General features: G+C 43.3%; 18 protein-coding genes. 9 read left to right on the top strand and 9 right to left on the bottom strand.

Annotated features, from left to right (window positions below):
- Window positions 1–100: 100 nt before the first annotated feature.
- The 7 genes from atpA to IP485_RS10480 form a co-directional block, all read right to left on the bottom strand.
- Window positions 101–1,645 carry a F0F1 ATP synthase subunit alpha gene (atpA, locus tag IP485_RS10450; protein ID WP_194365016.1) on the bottom strand — a complete coding sequence of 515 codons (1,545 nt, stop codon included), beginning with the start codon at window positions 1,643–1,645 and terminating at the stop codon, window positions 101–103.
- A gap of 93 nt (window positions 1,646–1,738) precedes the next feature.
- Window positions 1,739–2,362, bottom strand: a complete 624-nt coding sequence (locus IP485_RS10455; protein ID WP_198327176.1) for a F0F1 ATP synthase subunit delta — start codon at window positions 2,360–2,362, stop codon at window positions 1,739–1,741.
- 13 nt (window positions 2,363–2,375) lie between these two features.
- Window positions 2,376–2,846 (bottom strand): F0F1 ATP synthase subunit B, encoded by a 471-nt coding sequence (locus tag IP485_RS10460; protein WP_194365018.1) that lies wholly within the window; start codon window positions 2,844–2,846, stop codon window positions 2,376–2,378.
- Between the two features lie 117 nt (window positions 2,847–2,963).
- On the bottom strand, window positions 2,964–3,212 hold the full coding sequence (gene atpE, locus IP485_RS10465) for a F0F1 ATP synthase subunit C (protein ID WP_010197960.1): 249 nt from the start codon (window positions 3,210–3,212) through the stop codon (window positions 2,964–2,966).
- Between the two features lie 33 nt (window positions 3,213–3,245).
- Window positions 3,246–4,112 (bottom strand): F0F1 ATP synthase subunit A, encoded by an 867-nt coding sequence (gene atpB / locus IP485_RS10470; protein ID WP_198327177.1) that lies wholly within the window; start codon window positions 4,110–4,112, stop codon window positions 3,246–3,248.
- Between the two features lie 713 nt (window positions 4,113–4,825).
- Window positions 4,826–5,224 (bottom strand): ATP synthase subunit I, encoded by a 399-nt coding sequence (locus IP485_RS10475; RefSeq protein WP_198327178.1) that lies wholly within the window; start codon window positions 5,222–5,224, stop codon window positions 4,826–4,828.
- Window positions 5,225–5,505: 281 nt separating this feature from the next.
- A complete protein-coding gene (locus tag IP485_RS10480) occupies window positions 5,506–6,387 on the bottom strand; it encodes a metal ABC transporter solute-binding protein, Zn/Mn family (protein WP_198327179.1) in 882 nt (293 codons plus the stop codon).
- A 201-nt stretch (window positions 6,388–6,588) separates the two neighbouring features.
- Here IP485_RS10480 and IP485_RS10485 point away from each other — a divergent pair, with 201 nt between their 5' ends.
- The 6 genes from IP485_RS10485 (at window position 6,589) to gluQRS (ending at window position 12,191) form a co-directional block, all read left to right on the top strand.
- Window positions 6,589–7,116 (top strand): Fur family transcriptional regulator, encoded by a 528-nt coding sequence (locus tag IP485_RS10485; RefSeq protein ID WP_198327180.1) that lies wholly within the window; start codon window positions 6,589–6,591, stop codon window positions 7,114–7,116.
- 102 nt (window positions 7,117–7,218) lie between these two features.
- Window positions 7,219–8,022, top strand: coding sequence for a metal ABC transporter ATP-binding protein (locus IP485_RS10490; RefSeq protein ID WP_198327181.1), 804 nt, complete (start codon window positions 7,219–7,221; stop codon window positions 8,020–8,022).
- A 98-nt stretch (window positions 8,023–8,120) separates the two neighbouring features.
- A complete protein-coding gene (locus IP485_RS10495; protein WP_194365024.1) occupies window positions 8,121–8,939 on the top strand; it encodes a metal ABC transporter permease in 819 nt (272 codons plus the stop codon).
- A gap of 261 nt (window positions 8,940–9,200) precedes the next feature.
- The gene (locus IP485_RS10500; RefSeq protein WP_198327182.1) at window positions 9,201–10,037 is read left to right on the top strand and encodes a metallophosphoesterase; all 837 of its coding nucleotides are present in this window, start codon (window positions 9,201–9,203) and stop codon (window positions 10,035–10,037) included.
- 488 nt (window positions 10,038–10,525) lie between these two features.
- Window positions 10,526–10,963: an RNA polymerase-binding protein DksA gene (gene dksA / locus IP485_RS10505; RefSeq protein ID WP_194365026.1), complete on the top strand. Its 438-nt coding sequence runs from the start codon at window positions 10,526–10,528 to the stop codon at window positions 10,961–10,963.
- A 256-nt stretch (window positions 10,964–11,219) separates the two neighbouring features.
- Window positions 11,220–12,191 carry a tRNA glutamyl-Q(34) synthetase GluQRS gene (gluQRS, locus tag IP485_RS10510; protein WP_198327183.1) on the top strand — a complete coding sequence of 324 codons (972 nt, stop codon included), beginning with the start codon at window positions 11,220–11,222 and terminating at the stop codon, window positions 12,189–12,191.
- Window positions 12,192–12,336: 145 nt separating this feature from the next.
- On the opposite strand, the gene IP485_RS10515 is transcribed toward gluQRS, so the two are convergent.
- Together IP485_RS10515 and murD are read right to left on the bottom strand one after the other, a co-directional pair.
- Window positions 12,337–13,533, bottom strand: a complete 1,197-nt coding sequence (locus IP485_RS10515) for a putative peptidoglycan glycosyltransferase FtsW (RefSeq protein ID WP_197177533.1) — start codon at window positions 13,531–13,533, stop codon at window positions 12,337–12,339.
- 439 nt (window positions 13,534–13,972) lie between these two features.
- Window positions 13,973–15,385 (bottom strand): UDP-N-acetylmuramoyl-L-alanine--D-glutamate ligase, encoded by a 1,413-nt coding sequence (murD, locus tag IP485_RS10520; protein WP_198327184.1) that lies wholly within the window; start codon window positions 15,383–15,385, stop codon window positions 13,973–13,975.
- A gap of 687 nt (window positions 15,386–16,072) precedes the next feature.
- On the opposite strand from murD, the gene IP485_RS10525 reads away from it, so the two are divergent.
- The 3 genes from IP485_RS10525 (at window position 16,073) to IP485_RS10535 (ending at window position 19,464) form a co-directional block, all read left to right on the top strand.
- A complete protein-coding gene (locus IP485_RS10525) occupies window positions 16,073–17,572 on the top strand; it encodes a SulP family inorganic anion transporter (RefSeq protein ID WP_198327185.1) in 1,500 nt (499 codons plus the stop codon).
- Window positions 17,573–17,744: 172 nt separating this feature from the next.
- Window positions 17,745–18,599 carry a universal stress protein gene (locus IP485_RS10530; protein ID WP_198327186.1) on the top strand — a complete coding sequence of 285 codons (855 nt, stop codon included), beginning with the start codon at window positions 17,745–17,747 and terminating at the stop codon, window positions 18,597–18,599.
- A 526-nt stretch (window positions 18,600–19,125) separates the two neighbouring features.
- The gene (locus tag IP485_RS10535) at window positions 19,126–19,464 is read left to right on the top strand and encodes a P-II family nitrogen regulator (protein WP_010197981.1); all 339 of its coding nucleotides are present in this window, start codon (window positions 19,126–19,128) and stop codon (window positions 19,462–19,464) included.
- Window positions 19,465–19,518: the final 54 nt, after the last annotated feature.

Genomic DNA, 19,518 nt, shown 5'->3' on the forward strand with positions numbered 1-19,518 from the left:
TAAAATAGTGACGCTTTGTCTTGGCAAAATCTGTTCAGACAATACGCCACTTTATTGGCTATCAATAGCAGCCATAACCACTACGGCTTAACCCGTTAAATTAATAACTGTGATTTTGTTTAAAGGTCTCAAGAGCTGACTTTAAACGACCTGCGATATCATCATTATAGTTCGCAGTGTCATCAATCTCACGCATCAATTCACTTTGCTCATCATGCATGTAGCGCAAGTATGCTTCTTCAAAAGAACCGATTTTTTCGACAGGAACGTCAGACAAAAATCCTTCGTTTGATGCATAGATAACAGCGGCTTGCTCAGAGATTGACATCGGCTGATACTGCTTCTGTTTCATCAATTCAGTTACGCGCTCACCATGATCAAGCTGTTCGCGAGTCGCGTCATCAAGATCTGAGGCAAACTGAGCAAATGCTGCCAGTTCACGGTACTGAGCTAGAGCAGTACGAATACCACCAGACAGTTTCTTAATGATCTTAGTCTGAGCTGCCCCGCCCACACGAGATACCGAGATACCAGCGTTTACTGCTGGACGGATACCTGAGTTGAATAGGCTAGATTCTAAGAAGATCTGACCATCAGTGATTGAAATCACGTTAGTTGGTACGAATGCAGAGACGTCACCAGCTTGGGTTTCAATAATTGGTAATGCAGTTAAAGAACCTGTTTTACCAACCACTTCACCGTTAGTGAACTTTTCTACATAAGCCGCGTTTACGCGTGATGCACGCTCAAGTAAACGTGAATGTAAATAGAATACGTCACCAGGATAGGCTTCACGACCTGGCGGACGACGTAGCAATAGTGAGATTTGACGATAAGCAACGGCTTGTTTTGACAGGTCATCAAATACAATCAATGCATCTTCGCCGCGGTCACGGAAGTATTCACCCATCGTACAACCTGAGTACGGTGCGATGTACTGAAGTGCTGCAGGCTCTGACGCTGATGCAACCACAACCGTGGTATATTCTAGGGCACCAGTTTGCTCAAGCTTACGTACAACGTTAGCGATGGTCGAGCGTTTCTGACCGATAGCTACGTATACACATTTAATGCCAGAGGCTTTCTGTGCGATGATCGCATCGATAGCCATCGCTGTTTTACCAGTCTGACGGTCACCAATGATAAGCTCACGCTGACCACGACCAATTGGAATCATAGTATCAACGGCTTTATAACCCGTCATTACTGGCTGATCAACTGACTGACGATCAATAACGCCTGGCGCAATTTTTTCGACTTTATCAGTCATTTTGGCATTGATAGGACCTTTGCCATCAATAGGGTTACCCAAGGCGTCAACAACACGGCCTAGCAGCTCAGGACCTACTGGTACTTCAAGGATACGACCAGTACAATAGGCTTTTTGACCTTCTTGCAGCTTTAGGTAATCACCAAGTACTACCGCGCCAACAGAATCACGCTCTAAGTTTAGAGCCATTCCGTAGACTTCGCCTTCAAACTCAATCATTTCGCCGTACATGGCATCTTCAAGACCATGAATCTGCACGATACCGTCAGATACTTTGACAATCGTGCCTTCATTCTTTGCAGTTGCACCCGCATCAAGGTCTTGAATACGCTGCTTAATCAGGTTACTGATTTCCGCTGGATTCAATTGTTGCATTGCCTTGTTTCCTTTAATTTATGATAACTCGCCTACTGACTTAAATGCTCTTATTATCACGCAGACTTTATATGACTGCGTTGATGAATGGCATTAGGCAGTTAGCTGTGTTTTTAACTGTTGTAACTTGCCACGCATCGAATCATCAATGACTTTGTCACCGACTTTGATTGTCGCGCCTGCCAATAGACTTGGATCAACTGATTCGTGAATCACCACACTGGCATTAAGCGAGGCGGCGAGACGTGTTTTAATCATTTGACGTTGGTCATCCGTTAATGGATAAGCAGAAGTCACATATGCGTCAAGCTGCTTTAAGCTTATTGCCTTGTGACGGCGATAATGCTCATAAACTTCAGGAAGCAGCGCCAGACGCTCTTGTTCTGATAACTGTTTAACGAAGTTACTAAGTGCTACTGATACTTTTGGATAGCTGGTGTTGCTGTCAAGGTTTACCTCTTGAGCCTCACCTAATAACTGCTTAAAAGCAGAATCATTAGCGCTAGCTACTTGCGTATCATAAAGATCGACCAAAGCAGCTGACTTATGCTCAGCAGAAACAGCTGGATTGTCTAACCAAGTACTGAACGACTTGTCATTGACAACAGTGCTAGCAACAAGCAGAAAGTTTTCCCACTCGGTCACTACGCCGTTTTCGTTGGCATAGTCAAACGCGGCTTTAGCGTACGGTCGTGCTAAGGTTGATAAGTCAGCCATGATATCCTCACAATTACAGCTTCGCCGCCAGTTGATCTAGCATACTGGCATGTTTTTGCACATCGACTTCGTCTTGCAAAATCTTCTCTGCACCAAGTACAGCCAGTTCAGCAACTTGGGCGCGCAATGATTCACGTGCTTGGTTGATCTCTTGGTCGATAGATGCTTGCGCTTGTTGACGAATGCGCTCACCTTCCGCTTGGGCTTGTGATTTTGCATCTTCGACGAGCTGATTGGCACTTTTATTCGCTTGCTCGATTAGAGCGGCAGCCTTGGTCTTTGCAAGATCAAGTTCCTGCTGTACATTTTGCTCCGCGGTCGCCAAATCTGCTTTTGCTTTTTCTGCTGCATTTAAGCCTTCAGCGATTTTACGCTGACGCTCATTGATGGCACCGATAAGTGGTGGCCACACGAATTTCATGCAAAAAATCACAAATATTGCAAAAGCAATGGCTTGACCGACGAGGGTAAAATTGATATTCACGTGATCACCTCTTTGTTAATGAAAAATCAGTTTCATTGATCATGTTTGGTAGTCAAATTTTGACTATATTTGATAGAAAATCTCCGAATACCAAACATTTAGAACTGAGCTTTCGGATTAACCTGCTAGAGGGTTAGCGAATAACAATAGCATAGCAATACCAACACCGATCATCGGAATAGCATCAAGAAGACCTGCTACGATGAACATACGAGTTTGTAGCTGTGAGCCTAGTTCTGGCTGACGTGCTACGCCTTCTAGGAATTTACCACCTAGAATAGCAAAACCAATACCTGTGCCAAGTGCGCCAAGACCGATAAGTAGCGCTACTGCGATAACTGTGTAACCACCTAATACTGGATCCATTGATGTATCCTCATTTACCTATTGAATGTCTAATTAATGTTCAGTTGATGATGCAAGCGACATATAAACTATCGTCAGCATCATGAATACGAACGCTTGAAGTGTAATAACTAAGATGTGGAAGATAGCCCACGGTACCGATAACGCCCATTGAATCCAAAACGGCATTAGAGCAATCAGTATGAAAATCAATTCCCCAGCATACATGTTACCAAATAGACGTAGGCCAAGTGATACAGGCTTCGCTATTAGAGTAACTGCTTCTAAAACAAAATTGATGGGGATTAAAATCGCTTGTACGATTGGGTTTTTGGCACCAAATGGATGAAGGGTTAGTTCACCAATAAAGCCACCCAAACCTTTTTCTTTAATGCTATAAAAGATAATCAGCGCAAAGACAGAGAAAGACATGCCAAGCGTGATATTGGGATCAGTCGTTGGAACAATCTTAAAGAAAACATGATGCGGATCGTGACCCATGGCAGCGCCAACTTGGCCAGCAATTCCTGGAATAAAGTCGACGGGTATCAAATCCATCAAATTCATCAGGAAAATCCAAACAAAAATGGTTAACGCCAATGGTGCAATCAGCTTTGATGTACCACTGTAAGAATCACGAACGTTGTTATCAACAAACTCAACGATCATCTCAACCGCTGCCTGCATTTTACCTGGCACACCTGAAGTGACTTTTTTGGCAACCATCCAAAAGATGGTACAAAATAAGATACCCAGACCAACTGACCATAGCATAGAGTCAAGATGAATGGCTTTAAAGCCCATCAATCCTGCTTCTTCAGCATTATAGGCGACTTTCCAGCCTTCGCCCGGCAAATAGCCGTACGTCCAATTCGTTAAGTGGTGAGAGATATATTCTGATGATGTTTGCTCGGATGCCATAATGTAAGCTTCTTATTAATCAACGATTTAATCAACTACCAAAAATATGGTTGTCATCTGATGAGGTTTGATCTATTCAATGGCCTCCCTTTTAGGTCAGCAATCAAACGGTGTCAAAACACTCATGTAACCAACAACATCCAACCCATAGTTCTATTACTAATATGCAATAATTGATAGCTTGAGATAAATTTTAGCTATCAAAAAAGGGCTTATGATAATTCAGTAATAGCCCTTGCATTTTTATACGCAAAATTATTATATATGTGTCTGCTTATTTGCCATTTCTTGATGGCAAGCACTCAATGTGGTAACCATAAGCAAAATATTTAGCTGCCTATACTAATGCAGCGTTGTATTCGTGTAAAGTCAATTGTGTTTTTTTTATCCATTGTATGAATAAGTTAACTGCTCAGTAACATTGCAATATCAGCATGTCTAACTCTGCACATACCATTAGATGACGACAAATTCATTGTCTATGATATAGGTGGCCAAATCTGCCCTACCCTATCACCACATTAGTATATGCTGAGCATCAAAGCTCATTAAGCAATCTTTACGGTCACTATCTTTATAGTCACTATTACTGTTTTTAGACAGTTATTGTACTTCGACTTTTCGAACCAGTCATAGAGAAGTTGGACGGCAGGGTGACTTGCCAGTGCTATTAACAAAATATCTAACCATTCATATAGTGATTTTTATTAACACTAGCGTATATGCCACAACATCCAACTGTGACTAATTTGCATTACCATAAAACCGATAAATAGCGCAGGCGCAGATAGGGGTTGTACGGTAATAAAAATTAGTGCGAAACCAAACACGGTCAATAGCCATTTTGCCATTTGACCTCGATAAAGCTGGCTAACGATATGTTGGCGCGCGCGATATCCAGTGTACCAAAAGATAAAAAAAGCAAACACTGCTTGAGTAACAAAACTCAGTAGCGCACCAATGGCGACGCTTTTCGCAGTAATAAGCTTACCGTTAAGCCACAGAGTATCAACGATCCAAGCAATAATAATAAGGATAAATAATATCCATGCTTGACGCTTTATATAAATGGCGATTTTATCTTTTTGCGTGCGTTTGGCAGGCTTGGTCATCGGTATTCCTATAGCCTTGCAGCATTGGGATAATATAACATACTTAAGATGCTTTTATCCGTAAATGACTTTTTACTCTACAGGTATTACCTTTTAACCAAAATAAAACGCCACTTATTATAAGTAGACTGCGGATATTAAGCAAGTAAAATATGCCTTTTATCAGTCACCTAACGCGTCTGACTAGGATTATTGTGTCATTTGGTCTTTCATACACACTTAAGACAAAGCAATAATCTGATGACGAATAATCCTAGAAGGATGGTGATTGGATAAGCGATTTATGAGATACATTGAGATATTTGTTGAGCCATCATGCGCCAGCCATCGACGAAGTCTTTACTGGCACTCATGTCTTCGACTTGAACCGTCGTCTCAAGTGGTTGCAACTTGGCAAGTAGTCCTTTAGAGGCAACGCTCTGGTTGATCATACACATTCGTGTAGAGGGACGATGCTCATTCAACCACCGTAGCTGACTGGCTTTTGGCGAGATATGATGGTCTGGACTCAGACTGCCTGCCAATGTGATATTCATTGCTTTTTCAATGTATTGGTAAGCATCATGATAGGCCCAATAAGGACGATTTTTTTGTGACGCTTGCTGTTGGATGTCAGCAACCTCCTTATCCATACGTGCTGCAAACTTTTTGACATTGGCTTGGTAAGTGCTTGTATACTCCGGATTGGCGTGACTGTGGATGACCTCCAGCGCACGGGTAATGGCTTTAGCGTTTTCAGGATCTAACCAAATATGTGGATCAAGTGTGCCTGCAATCGGCGCGCCTTTCACATCACGAAGTGGATAACGGTTAAAGGCCTTAAAATCAAACAGGGAGATAGCATTGGGTGCAGTCTCTAAACTACCCGCTAGGCTGTTTTCTAATAGAGGTCCAAACCAAACAACAAATTTACTGTCTTTAATGGCCTTCATATCGCTTGGGCTGATACTACCATGGTGCCCTACATCACCTGCTTGCAGAATTCTATTGGCTGAGGGCGTCCCCTCAGTGACAGCCTCACTGAGTAAAAACATTGGGTAATTGCTCACGCTTACGGTTGCGGCTTGAGCATTTAGCGTCAAAACTCCTAACGCAGCGCTAGCAATGAGTAGACGTTTTATTTTCATAACTGGACGTAGTAAACGATTAGAAGCTGAGTTCATAGTTGGTATCTTTGCTATATAAGTGAGGAAAAATAAGTGGTGGCCGTGGTGGTCATCATAGTGCTAAAGCATAATATTTGATAAAAACAGAATAGATACCAGATAGCTTAAGACGGCTTATCTGCTTTTCGTTTTAGTATGTTATACTATAACAATAAAAAATATAATAAAACAGCCATTTTATTTTTAGGAGTCTGCACCATGTCTAGCCACTCATCAGTTTGTGAACATCTACATGATGCGCAGGACTTTACGCCGCACGATGTGATAGAACGTTTGGCCGAGGCCAAAGAGCAATGCCGTCTAAATGGCTCACGCTTCACGTCTCTACGTCAGCAAATATATCAACTGGTTTTAGAAGCCAATAGGCCGATTGGCGCTTATGATTTGATTACTCTGTTGCAGCAAACGCGTTCAACCACCGCAGACAATCACACCAGTGACTCAGTGCAAAAAAACGTCGCGCCGCCAACGGTCTATCGCAGTTTAGAGTTTTTATTGGCAGAGGGTTTGATTCATCAGCTGACCTCAATCAATGCGTATGTTGCTTGCTGCCATCCAAGAGCGCACCATACGGCGGCCTTTTTAATCTGTGAGCAATGCAAGCGGGTGCAAGAGTGCAGCAGTTTACCTGTACAAGAGATGATGAATTTTGCTGAGCAAGACGTAGGCTTTACGGTGGCACGCAGTGTTATTGAATTGAGTGGGCGTTGCCAAGTTTGCAAGTAACACACATATACCGGCCATGAGTAAATTAAGCACTGATAAAGATATGCTCACTGTTACTGATGGTTCGTCCGTATTACCCTTTTATCTATTAGTTGTCATCTTATGAGCCTCTCTACCCTATCCCATAATCAGCCACTGCCTTCTATTGCTGACAATGCTACTGCGAGCGATATTCGCCCGCTGCTGAGCTTAAGTAATATCAGCTACTATGTTGGCCAGCAACGTATTATCTCAGACATCAATATTGAACTTGCTATCAATGAGACAGTGAGCCTTGTGGGGCCTAACGGTGCTGGCAAGTCGACGCTGGTCAAACTCATTTTGGGTTTGATTGATCCAACCAAGGGCAATATTACCGCCCATCAACCACTGCAACTTGGCTATGTGCCGCAGCGGTTTTCGGTACCACCAATATTGCCGTTACGAGTCAGCGACTTATTGGGGCAAGCCAACAAAAACCGTTTAACCAATGAGCAGCGCCAATTTATATTCGATAATTTATCATTGACGCACCTGCTATCACGTCAAATGCTGCATTTATCAGGTGGTGAGACGCAGCGAGTTTTATTGGCCCGAGCCTTGTTGGACAAACCTAATTTACTTATTCTAGATGAACCCATGCAAGGGCTTGACCCTGATACAGAGGTTTGGCTTTATCAGTTTATTGATAAGCTGCCAGACTTCTTGCGTTGTGCCATGCTGGTCATATCACATGATTTACATTGGGTAATGAAAGGCAGCCGCCGCGTTATTTGTCTCAACAAGCATATTTGCTGTGAAGGACAACCCAGTGAGCTTGCCATTAGCACCGAATTTAAAAAGTTATTTGGTCATTATTACGAGCAGCCGTATGTGCATCAGCCACATTCGTGCCAGCACCATACCCCAAACGAGCTTAAACAATAGCCCATAACACCACATACATGACAACGGTGTTGATCGCAGTGTTTTGACACTGAGCAATACCGTTTTGTGCTTTTATAAAACTTTCACGGATATCTATTATGACCACTTGGTTAGCCATCATTGCTCCTGCTTGGATTGCTGGCAGTATTTTAGCGCTATTGTCAGCGCCCTTGGGCTGCTTGGTCTTGTGGCGACGTATGGCCTTTTTTGCTGATGCTTTAGCACATGGTACGCTCCTTGGTGTCGCCCTAGCCGCTTGGTGGCAGTTGCCCATGGGTATTGGTGTTTTGTTAGTCAGCATCACAGTAGTATTAGGGCTGGTACTGATTGATGATGAGCGCTTGCCTGCTGATGCGGTGCTGGCAGTCGTTGCGGTGTCGTTATTGTGTTTAGGCTTATTAACGTTGACACAGCTGACAGACCAGCAAGCCAATGTACTGGGGTTTTTATTCGGAAATTTACTAGAGCTTGATTGGAGTGATTTGCCTCTACTGGGCGGTAGTGTACTGGTGGGCCTAGGTCTACTACGCTATATATGGCCGGCGCAAATCAAACTGGCAACTCATGAAGCATTGGCGCGTATACAGGGCATCAACCCAACACGCCAGCGGTTGTTTTTTATGGGGATATTGGCAGGATTTTGTGCCGTTGCGCTTCAGGCCGTCGGTAGTCTTTTAATCAGTGGATTATTGGTATTGCCAGCACTAACTGCGCGTTTGTGGGTCACTTCACCCAAACAAATGGTCATTGTGGCGTTAATCATCGCCCAACTTGGTGTCACACTTGGTGTGTGGGGCAGTATTTGGTTGGATATTCAAACAGGTCTCTCTATCGTCTTAATATTAGCGGTTTTATTTTTCGTTGCGTTGATATTATCAAAGCTCACAAACATATCGTTTCGGTCAGCCAACCGTTAGTTTTGCATTAACCATCTAGATAAAGGCGGTTCTTTGTTAACTTTTTATTAAACTTTATTTCACCAATATTACTAGAGCTTTGATTCACTTTATGTTATAAACGTGCTTTAGCCCTATTGGCATTCACTAACTGTATGTATTTGTGTTAGTTAATACCAATAGCTGTCATACTTTATAAATGTATCGTTGAAAGTAGTGGCCCATTTATCCGTAATCATACTAACAATATTCATTGTTGTGTTTCGATAAGGGACTGACCCAATGCAAAGCTATCCTACGAATCAAATAAGTACCCCAGATGCACAGCTCAATATTTTACAGATCACAGATTTGCATTTGTCCACTCCTGTCATCACTGACAGTCATGAAAGTAACGCTTCGACTTTTTGTCAGCACAGCTTTGAGAACGTGCTTCGGCAAGCGCTGAATGAAGACATACGCTGCGATTTGATTATTGTGACTGGCGACTTGGTCAATAGAGTAGATACTCATATCTACGATCACATTTTTGAGGTGTTGCAGTCTACCCAGATTCCTTTTGCCTGTATCGCAGGCAATCATGATGTGACTGATGAAAACGGTATGGACTTACCGTTTTTTCAGCGAGAGTTGGTTGCTCGGACTGCTGACCGACGTTTGCTGAACCGCCATGCCATTGAGTCTGAGCATTGGCAGCTGCTGTTTATAGACTCCTCTATCACAGGCAAGGTCGAAGGAGAGATACGATCCATCGATATTGAGTGGTTGCGTCAGAGACTAACTGCATGCTCCAAGCCTGCGCTGATTGCGCTACATCATCATATTATATCGATAGACTCTGCATGGATTGACACCCATATGGCACAGAATACCGAAAGTTTTTGGCAGAATATGGTACCGTTTGAACATCTGCAAGTTATCATCAGCGGCCATACTCACCAAGAACAGGTGCGTTATCGTCAAGGTGTTACCGTTTATAGTACGCCATCTACTTGTTATCAGTTCAAGCCCAATGTGAATGAATTCGCTTACGACGAAAGTGGACTACCTGGTTACCGTTGGTTGCAATTAGCCAACAATGGAGAGGTTGCAAGCTGGGTAGAAAGACTGGATACTTGATGCCCGTATTTATAGCAAATATTGCAATCTATCCTTTAGATATCATAGCTTTAGATAATATTTTTTATTGAGGCACAAAATAATTAGCGAAGAAAATATACCGCCAATATAAAAAATAACTTCATTATTAATAGAAACAATGATACAACTTGTGAAATGATGTGAGGACGGCCCAATATCTGATGTTCTGCAATCGCATAATGGCTAAAACGGTCTATCATTTTAAGCCAGTTTTTCACAGTTAGTGGTTTTAGGCATCGTTTGGACAGTACCATTTAGATGAAAATTTGCATTACAATATACTCAACCTTTGATGTATTGATATTGACATATCAAGGTAATCATATTATTTGATGCGCTGTGTTACTTATATTACCAAGTGGTAAAACGTTTGATAAAGGGACAGATCATAGCGTTTGTAATAGTGATAATGTCTTGTCTTTTGATACGTCGTTTTATTGAATTAATTTGAAAAGTAGGATACCCATATGAGCACCGCGACCACGAATCCGAGTGAAGTTAAGTTCACTCCTTATGTGCCGGCCAAAGACGAAGAATATATGTCTGATGCGCAGTTAGAGCACTTCAAAGCTATTTTGTTAGACTGGAAAGGCCAATTGATTGGCGAAGCGGATCGTACCAAAAACTACATCCAAGATGAATCAAGCGCCATGCCAGACATCAATGACCGTGCCACTCAAGAAGAAGAGTTTGCATTGGCACTGCGTACGCGTGACCGCGAGCGCAAACTTATTCGCAAAATTGACAAATCCATGTTAGAAATCGAAAACGATGACTATGGGTTTTGTGAAACTTGTGGCGTAGAGATTGGTTTACGTCGACTAGAGGCTCGCCCAACAGCGACTCAGTGCATCGACTGTAAGACCTTGTCTGAAATCAAAGAACGCCAAAACCAAGGCGCTTGATTCAGAACTCTCTTACGTACCTCTCAGGTCGGTAGAAAAAATTTATATTAAAAAGCAAGCGACCCTCTGATGGGTCGCTTGTTGCATTATAGGTGGTCAATTTCTTAATCTGTGTTGTGCCATTCAACTCAAACACATTATGACCCAGTGTTTATCGCTACTAACAAAACAATCTCATTTAAGCGATATCTTTTGACAAGTATCTTTATTATTCTGTCTTTATTATTCCTATCGATACTCACCTATTTTGAAAACTATGTCTACTGATACGCCAACTCAAACCTCAGTGCCACCTCCTGTCGGCCGCTTTGCGCCTTCGCCAACTGGTGAGCTACATCTTGGCTCTTTGACGACGGCACTTGCTAGCTTTTGCCATATCAAATCGCTTGGTGGTAAGTGGCTGCTACGTATCGAAGATACGGATACTGAGCGCTGTGATAGACAATTCACTGAACAGATTTTGATCGACTTAGAAATGCTTGGTTTGCACTGGGACGGTGATGCGATTTATCAGTCTGAACGTCTTGATATCTATAATGATTACTTGTCATCCTCATTATATCCGCTGACTTATGGCTGTCTGTGCTCACGCAAAGACTTAGAGCAGTATTGGGCACAAAAAGCTCAAGAAAATACTCATAACGATGTCAATTCAGTACAGAGCACTAATCAAATACTACCGAACAGACAGCGTTATCCGCGCCGATGTGTCGCAGCCAATCATGATAAACAGCAGCACAAACTACGCATACAGCTGCCAGATTATCAGATTGGCTTTAATGATGGTATTCAAGGGATGCAATGGGACAATCCTCAGCAGACGTTAGGAGACATGGTGGCGCGTCGTCAAGACGGCATGGTCAACTATATACTGGCAGCCAGTCTGGATGACGGTTTGCAAAACGTGACTCATATTATGCGTGGTTTGGATATTTTGCCCATGACAACGGCACAAATCAGCATTATGCAAGCCGCGGGCCTATCCGCTATCGATCACTGGTATCATCTGCCACTCATCAATAATGCGGACGGTCAAAAGCTTTCTAAGCAGAATCTTGCACAGCCAATTGACACATCAGACCCAAGCCAGCTCATCGCTGAGGCATTGACGCTACTACAGCAAGCAGTCGTCGATATGGACACGCCAGAGAATATGCTCAAACAAGCCATTGCTCAATGGAGTAATGAGCCGCTACAAGGTAAACAGCAGCTAAACTTGCCAGATTAGAACATGTACTCATAGATATTAAAACATAGTGAGCCATACCCAGATAGCAAAAAGCGCCAATGCTAGTGACGCTTTTGGTTAAACAATGCTAGAACATACCCTAGGCAATGCTCATTTATCTATACTGAGACTTATATCAAACCTGTTAATAATAACGGCACTGGCTTTTTTCTATCTCAGGGCTTTCTTTATATATTTTTAGCAATAGCGCAACCATCACGAGGCTAATCAACATCGATGAGCCACCATAGCTAAAGAACGGCATGGTCAAACCCTTGGTCGGAATCGCACCCATATTCATCGCCGCATTAATAATCGTTTGTGCAATAAATACCACACCAATACCAAAGGCCGTATAGCTCATCCGCATCTGACGACGCTTGAGGGCATTGTAGCTAATGCGCATCGCACTACCAATGATCAGAGCCTCTAATATCAGTACCATACTGACACCCACAAACCCCAACTCTTCTCCGGTAATGGCCAATAAAAAATCGGTGTGCGCTTCAGGCAGATGCGATAGTTTTTGGACACTCTCACCGTAACCCACCCCTGTGAACTGCCCGCGACCAAAAGCGATCAAACTGCGTGCCAGCTGATAGTCGGTATCCTGTACATCATCAAAAGGATCCATAAACGACATCACCCGTATCAGTCGATACTCTGCCGTCGTGACCATCAATACCGCCCCGCCGATGGCAGCAGCAGCCAAAGCCAAGAAATGCTTGTAAGGCGCCCCTGCGATATAAAAGATAGCAAAGAGGGTTCCTAGAATAACGACAAAAGAACCAAAGTCTGGCTGCGACAATAACAATATCGTTATGAGCGCCACCACTAGCATGATTCGTAAAAAGCCATCTAAGCCATTGCGCACCTCAAAAGAGCGGCGCACCACAAAGTCAGACACAAATACAATCATGACCAGCTTTGCCAATTCTGCGACCTGAAAGTTAAAACTCCCTAGCATGAGCCAGCGTTTAGATCCATTGATAGGCGTACTAAACAGTGTGGCCACAAGCAGCAGACCTGTCACCCCTAACAAGGCAAACTGAGTCTCTGTCTTGTATAGTCTCTTGAGAGAGACACCATAGTAAGGAATAATCGCCGCAATCAAGCCGATCGTCATATACAGCAATTGGTTATTAAAAAAATACAACTCTGTCATACCGCGACTGAGTGCAAAAGGAATAGAAGCAGATGCCACCATCAGCAAACTGAGCACCATCATACAGCCGACGCTCGATAATAAAACTGCGCGCGCTGACGGCATGGAAAGAACGCCATCTGAACCAGAGGCTTGCTTTGCTTTGGGCGAGGAACGAAAAAAAGAAGGGAGCGCCATAATTTTATATACACTAACAAACGAAAAAACACGGCGTCTATGAAACGCCACCGTTTAAAAAATTATCAATTAAATTGTGCCAAATAGTGGATGAGAGCCATTATGACTGACAGTAGCAGCAATATATAATCAAAACAATCATTTATACACAAAATACTGTCTACTGCCCAATAATGCTTATGTGCAAGTTTATTGGGTAGTCTGGCTTGTTAAAATCATAGGCTGATAATCCACTGTTTGATTACACTTTCTGATTACATTGTCTAACTAGAGCGTGTCATCAATTAGATTGTGAGGCTTAAAATAAGAAAAATTGTAGCTAAACAAGGAAGAAATTGCCGTTAATATGAACATATTGACAAAATTACTGACGATGTTTAGCAAAATTTAGCCATTTTAAGGCCACTAAATGCATTAATGTGCTAATTGATGACACGCCCTAAATCGTACCTAGCTGGTTCACTAACTGAGAGAAGTGCTCACCGCGCGCCGCATAGCCGCTATATTGGTCAAAGCTGGCACAGGCCGGTGACAAGAGCACCGCTTGTACTTGCGATAGGCTGCTCACTGTCACTTGCTGAATCGTATCAAACGCCGCTTCCAATGTCTGACATTGATGCAGCGCCACATCACCACTCAGCTTAGCAGCGCGCAAATGCTGTTCAATCTGCTGAGCATCTTCACCAATCAATAGCAATTGGCTCACGTATCGATTAATAAAAGGTGTTAGTTCACCAAACACTTGCGCTTTACCTTGTCCACCTAAGATCAACAATAACTTACCATCTTTTGGTGCATAGACCGCCCCTAGCCCTTCAATGGCAGCCATGGTCGAGCCAATATTGGTGCCTTTAGAGTCATTGAAATAGTCGATCCCATCAACGTTTGCCACATACTGGCAGCGATGATCAAGACCTGTGAACTGCTGCAACGTCTCTAGCATACTATCGAGAGGCAGTCCTGCCAGCTCACCAAGCGCTAATGCAGCTTGGGCATTGAGTAGATTATGACGACCTTTAATCAACAGTTTGTCTGCCGACAGTAATCTTTCTGTACCGCGAGCAATATAAGTCTGGCCTTCAGTATCGATGATCAGACCGTATTGACCTTTATCAGGCGCATGAATACCTGTGCTAACCCTTGGTAAGTTGTCTGCAACCAATGGACGGGTGAGCGCATCTTCACGGTTGATGACCACTGACTTGGCACCTTGAAAGATACGATGTTTGGCTTGATGATAGCCGAGCATATCGCCATGGCGATCTAAGTGATCAGGCGACATATTAAGGACGGTCGCGATTTTTGCGTTGAGGTTGGTGACCGTCTCTAGTTGAAAGCTAGACAACTCTAGCACTGCCAGCTCCATATCCGTATTTTCTAGTAACGTGAGTGCGGGCACACCAATATTGCCACCAACGCCAACGTTGACTCCTGCATCTACTGCCATTTGTCCAACCAATGTGGTGACTGTGCTTTTAGCATTAGAGCCGGTAATCGCAACTATCGGTACAGTGCAAGCTTCACAGAATAATTGAATATCACTGACCACTGGAATATTGGCTTGACGGGCGGCTGCCACTGCATCGGTATTCAAAGAAATACCTGGGCTGATAATGATACGTGCTGCTTGCTGCAACAGCTCTGCATCAATGCCACCAAATTGGCGAATCTCAATCTCAGCGGGCAGTTGGTCAGCGAATGTAGGCATCACTTGTGCATCTGTCACGGCGACTTGATAGCCTTGTTTGGCGAGGTAGCGCGCGACCGATAGACCAGACTGTCCTAATCCGACCACGACCTGTAGACCGTTGCCCCTATGAAGTAAAGTTTCTGTTGCGAGGTTGGCGGTCATGTCTATTCCTTTTATTAGATGAGCTGTTATGTGAGCGATAAGATAAGCAAAGAGGTATCAAGCAAACCGATTGTAAAAAGGCAGCAAACACTACTGTAAAAATGAGAAGCATCATAACGGTATCGTTCAGATTTCGATACTGATTTTTTATGACTGTGTGCTATTATGCGCCTGTTTTTATATTGAGTGGCTAGTGCTATAATGGCGACTTTAATTGGTATGTGGCAGGGCGAATCACCCAAGCATATCAGTTTAGCATGGTGTCACATTTATCACGCTTTTGTCACGTCTCTTTGGCGACAATTCGTGCAGTGATAATGGTTTGTCAGACGATAGTGATTGTTTGTCAGATTGGTTATTACGTTCTTACTACAGCAAGTGATTGCTGATTCTATGCCTTATATTAGGTATATTTATCCAATAGCCTATTTTAAGCATCCTATTGTTCAACCTTGTTTTTTAGGCAGCCTTATTGCCCTCATCATCGTATTGACTATGGATGAGCGTATTTTTGATACCAAAAAACGTCGTAGATACTTTTATTGATGATCTTCAATAATCCAACACAACAACATGACTGAGTGCATGTTGATGTAAAAGAAAAATGAATGGCTATTATTAGCAACGCGATCATTTTATAAATGAGTAATGATTACTTTTTTGCCTCTAACCCTATGTAGTTTACTTATGACATCTTTTATTGATAACTTGCGTGACGAGTGGTTTTCCAACGTTCGCGGTGACGTTTTGTCAGGCTTGGTCGTCGCCCTAGCGCTTATTCCAGAGGCCATTGCCTTTTCTATTATCGCGGGTGTGGATCCAAAAGTTGGCTTATATGCCTCGTTTTGTATTGCCGTTGTGATCAGTTTTGTCGGTGGTCGTCCAGGTATGATTTCGGCGGCGACCGGGGCGATGGCTCTGGTAATGGTCGATTTGGTCGCTGATCATGGCTTGCAGTATCTGCTTGCCGCGACTCTGTTATGCGGTGCTATTCAGGTTGTCATGGGCATCCTAAAGCTCGGCAACTTGATGCGCTTCGTCTCTCGCTCAGTGGTCATCGGTTTTGTGAATGCGCTGGCGATTTTGATATTTATGGCCCAGTTACCAGAGCTAAACCCCATGACTGAGCGTGTCGGTATGACGGTTTATATCATGACAGCAGTGGGTCTAGGGATTATCTATCTTTTTCCCCTGATTCCTAAAATTGGTCGCATCATTCCATCGCCATTGATTTGTATCGTTGGCCTAACGGCGGTGGCGATGTACATGAATCTTGATATTCGTAATGTCGGTAGCATGGGCGATTTGCCAGATTCGCTACCAATGTTTCTGTTACCTGATATCCCGTTGAACTTAACGACCTTACTCATAATTGCGCCTTATTCTATTGCTCTAGCCATCGTGGGTCTACTCGAATCGATGATGACAGCAACGATCGTGGATGAATTGACCGATACGCCAAGTGATAAAAACAAAGAATGCCGCGGTCAAGGTATTGCCAATGTAGTTTCAGGGTTTTTCGGTGGTATGGCGGGCTGTGCGATGATTGGTCAGTCGATGATCAACGTCAAATCTGGTGGACGCACACGTCTATCTACATTGATGGCAGGCGTTGTGCTGCTCATTATGGTGGTGTTTTTGAGCGAATGGGTCAGTCAGATTCCGATGGCCGCACTGGTCGCTGTGATGATTATGGTATCGATTGGTACGTTTAACTGGCAGTCTATTCGCGAGTTCAAAACACACCCACTGTCATTTAACATCGTGATGTTGGCGACTGTTTTAACCACCGTCTTTACACATAATTTGGCTTACGGCGTTGGTGTCGGTGTCCTGCTGTCTGCCTTAGCATTTGCCAATAAGATTGGTCAATTCCTAAGCATATTTAGCGAGTATGAGGATAGTACCAATACCCGTTATTATTATGTCCAAGGCCAAGTGTTCTTTGCTTCTACCACGCAATTCTTGAGTAGCTTTGACAGTAAAGAAGCGGTAGATAGTATTCAGATCGATGTAAGCCAAGCGCATTTTTGGGACATCAGTGCCGTTGACACGTTAGACAAACTGGTCATGCGCTTGCAACGTGAGGGTATTGATGTCAAAGTGGTGGGACTGAATAATGCGAGCCGAACGTTGATTGACCGCTTCTCTATCCATGATCGCCGAGATATCGGACTCTTGGATTAAGACTGTGTGTGTCTGCCGTATCAAACTGATGCCAAGGCATGCTCTAATTGACGGTTTATGAATCCAAAGATGAATAGATGGCTGCATAACTAGTAGAGAGTGAGTATGGTATTTATGCTCACTCTTTAACTGGCGTGGTTACTTTTTATTATCAATATGACGTGGTCGTTTTATGAGTAATTTAAAACCAGATAGTGTAATTGCTTGCTTGGACTGTCCTGATCATGTTCAGGCCGTGTTGGAAGCTAGCATGTGGGCCTCTACTCGTTTGCAGGCGCCTGTTGGACTATTGCATGCCTCCCCAAGCTTACAGCAAAAATCCGCTGTTAATTATTCTGGCTGTCTCAATGTTAACGATGAAAATACTTTGCTTGAGCAATTCACAACCAACGAGCATTTGAGTAACTATGAGTTAAAAGCGCAAGGTAGATTGCTGTTGCACCAAGCGACCACTTATTGTGAACAACAGCGCAGCAAGCTCAAAACCTATACATTGCATCGGCATGAGCACCTGAATCAAAGCATCGATTACGTTGATGATGAAGCACAATTGATTGTTATTGGCCATCATGTCACGTGCAAATCGACCTTGAGTCAACTCATCAGGGTCAGCCACTGCCCCATTTTGGTGACACATGCACCATTTTTGCCCCCTACAACGGCTTTATTCGCTTTTGACAACAGTCCAACGTGCCATAAATTACTAAACTGGCTGTGCAAAACGTCGCTTGTACGCGCACTAACCGTACATATTGTGATGGTTGGCAAGGAAACTTCTGATAATTGTGATGCGCTGCGCGAAGCTTACGCAAGGCTCAAACAAGCCGGTATCAAATCTAAAAAGACATTGTTGGACTGCCGTGATGTCGCTGCTGCTTTGAACTATTATCAAAACCAGCACGATATTGGTTTACTTATGACAGGAGCGTTTGGTCAGTCTCGTCTACGTGAGTTACTACAGGGCAGTGATACCAAAAAACTATTGGTCAGTACCAAGACGCCATATTTGCTTTTCCCCAAAGCGTAAGCAAACTCTATCAAAGGCTCAGTACCTTTATCTCCTCAAACGCAGAGTACCAGTCAGTTTCATGATTATATTGTGATTAGATTATAATTATAGTCTCGATCTGAGTCTCTGCTTCCTTTTAGTAATTTCACGATATCTTCCATCGATACACGTTTACCAAGCCCTTGCGTCTTTATGATGCCTTGCTGCTAGTTACCTAAACTGGGTTAGCAAATCATCACATGAAATAAAGATATCGCCTCCCCAAGCACTCAAAAAGTTGGTTATAATAAAGTTTTCAATAACCAAACGCTACAGATTGATGCACTCTCACTATGTTGGTAACGATGACTCCCATCGCGTCATCACAGCTTATATTTTCTGTCATTACTGCGGTTACTTTTGAACTCACAAGTCTAACTCTACCTTCCCCCCTTGAGTAGGTTGGCACAGTTCTTGAATGACTTAGGGTAAGCAAGGCAGAGAGACGATGATGCACCATAGTGCTTCTATCAAGCTGCAGCATCACACAAATAAGGAATTTTTTATGAAGCTAATCACTGCGATCTTAAAACCGTTTAAGCTCGACGATGTACGCGAAGCACTTTCTGACATTGGCGTCAAAGGTGTTACGGTCACTGAAGTTAAAGGTTTCGGTCGTCAAAAAGGCCATACAGAGCTCTATCGCGGCGCAGAGTACGTGGTGGACTTTTTACCAAAAGTAAAAGTCGAAGTGGCTGTTATTGATGAGATGGTTGAACCTGCTATCGAAGCCATTACGCGTATCGCTAGCACTGGTAAAATTGGCGACGGTAAAATATTTGTGACAGCACTTGAGCAAGTCATTCGTATTCGTACAGGTGAAACAGGACCTGACGCTATCTAAATTTGAAAACACACCTATGAGTATAGACTCACAGGTGTAGACGCTTACAGCATT

Origin of the sequence: Psychrobacter sp. NG27, from assembly GCF_016106655.1 — a bacterium.
GTDB lineage: Bacteria > Pseudomonadota > Gammaproteobacteria > Pseudomonadales > Moraxellaceae > Psychrobacter.

Excerpts from the sequence above, each read along its gene's own strand:
- atpA (WP_194365016.1), bottom strand. The coding sequence starts at position 1,645 with ATGCAACAATTGAATCCAGCGGAAATCAGTAACCTGATTAAGCAGCGT.
- IP485_RS10455 (WP_198327176.1), bottom strand. The coding sequence starts at position 2,362 with ATGGCTGACTTATCAACCTTAGCACGACCGTACGCTAAAGCCGCGTTT.
- atpE (WP_010197960.1), bottom strand. The coding sequence starts at position 3,212 with ATGGATCCAGTATTAGGTGGTTACACAGTTATCGCAGTAGCGCTACTT.
- atpB (WP_198327177.1), bottom strand. The coding sequence starts at position 4,112 with ATGGCATCCGAGCAAACATCATCAGAATATATCTCTCACCACTTAACG.
- IP485_RS10475 (WP_198327178.1), bottom strand. The coding sequence starts at position 5,224 with ATGACCAAGCCTGCCAAACGCACGCAAAAAGATAAAATCGCCATTTAT.
- IP485_RS10480 (WP_198327179.1), bottom strand. The coding sequence starts at position 6,387 with ATGAACTCAGCTTCTAATCGTTTACTACGTCCAGTTATGAAAATAAAA.
- IP485_RS10485 (WP_198327180.1), top strand. The coding sequence starts at position 6,589 with ATGTCTAGCCACTCATCAGTTTGTGAACATCTACATGATGCGCAGGAC.
- IP485_RS10490 (WP_198327181.1), top strand. The coding sequence starts at position 7,219 with ATGAGCCTCTCTACCCTATCCCATAATCAGCCACTGCCTTCTATTGCT.
- IP485_RS10495 (WP_194365024.1), top strand. The coding sequence starts at position 8,121 with ATGACCACTTGGTTAGCCATCATTGCTCCTGCTTGGATTGCTGGCAGT.
- IP485_RS10500 (WP_198327182.1), top strand. The coding sequence starts at position 9,201 with ATGCAAAGCTATCCTACGAATCAAATAAGTACCCCAGATGCACAGCTC.
- dksA (WP_194365026.1), top strand. The coding sequence starts at position 10,526 with ATGAGCACCGCGACCACGAATCCGAGTGAAGTTAAGTTCACTCCTTAT.
- gluQRS (WP_198327183.1), top strand. The coding sequence starts at position 11,220 with ATGTCTACTGATACGCCAACTCAAACCTCAGTGCCACCTCCTGTCGGC.
- IP485_RS10515 (WP_197177533.1), bottom strand. The coding sequence starts at position 13,533 with ATGGCGCTCCCTTCTTTTTTTCGTTCCTCGCCCAAAGCAAAGCAAGCC.
- murD (WP_198327184.1), bottom strand. The coding sequence starts at position 15,385 with ATGACCGCCAACCTCGCAACAGAAACTTTACTTCATAGGGGCAACGGT.
- IP485_RS10525 (WP_198327185.1), top strand. The coding sequence starts at position 16,073 with ATGACATCTTTTATTGATAACTTGCGTGACGAGTGGTTTTCCAACGTT.
- IP485_RS10530 (WP_198327186.1), top strand. The coding sequence starts at position 17,745 with ATGAGTAATTTAAAACCAGATAGTGTAATTGCTTGCTTGGACTGTCCT.
- IP485_RS10535 (WP_010197981.1), top strand. The coding sequence starts at position 19,126 with ATGAAGCTAATCACTGCGATCTTAAAACCGTTTAAGCTCGACGATGTA.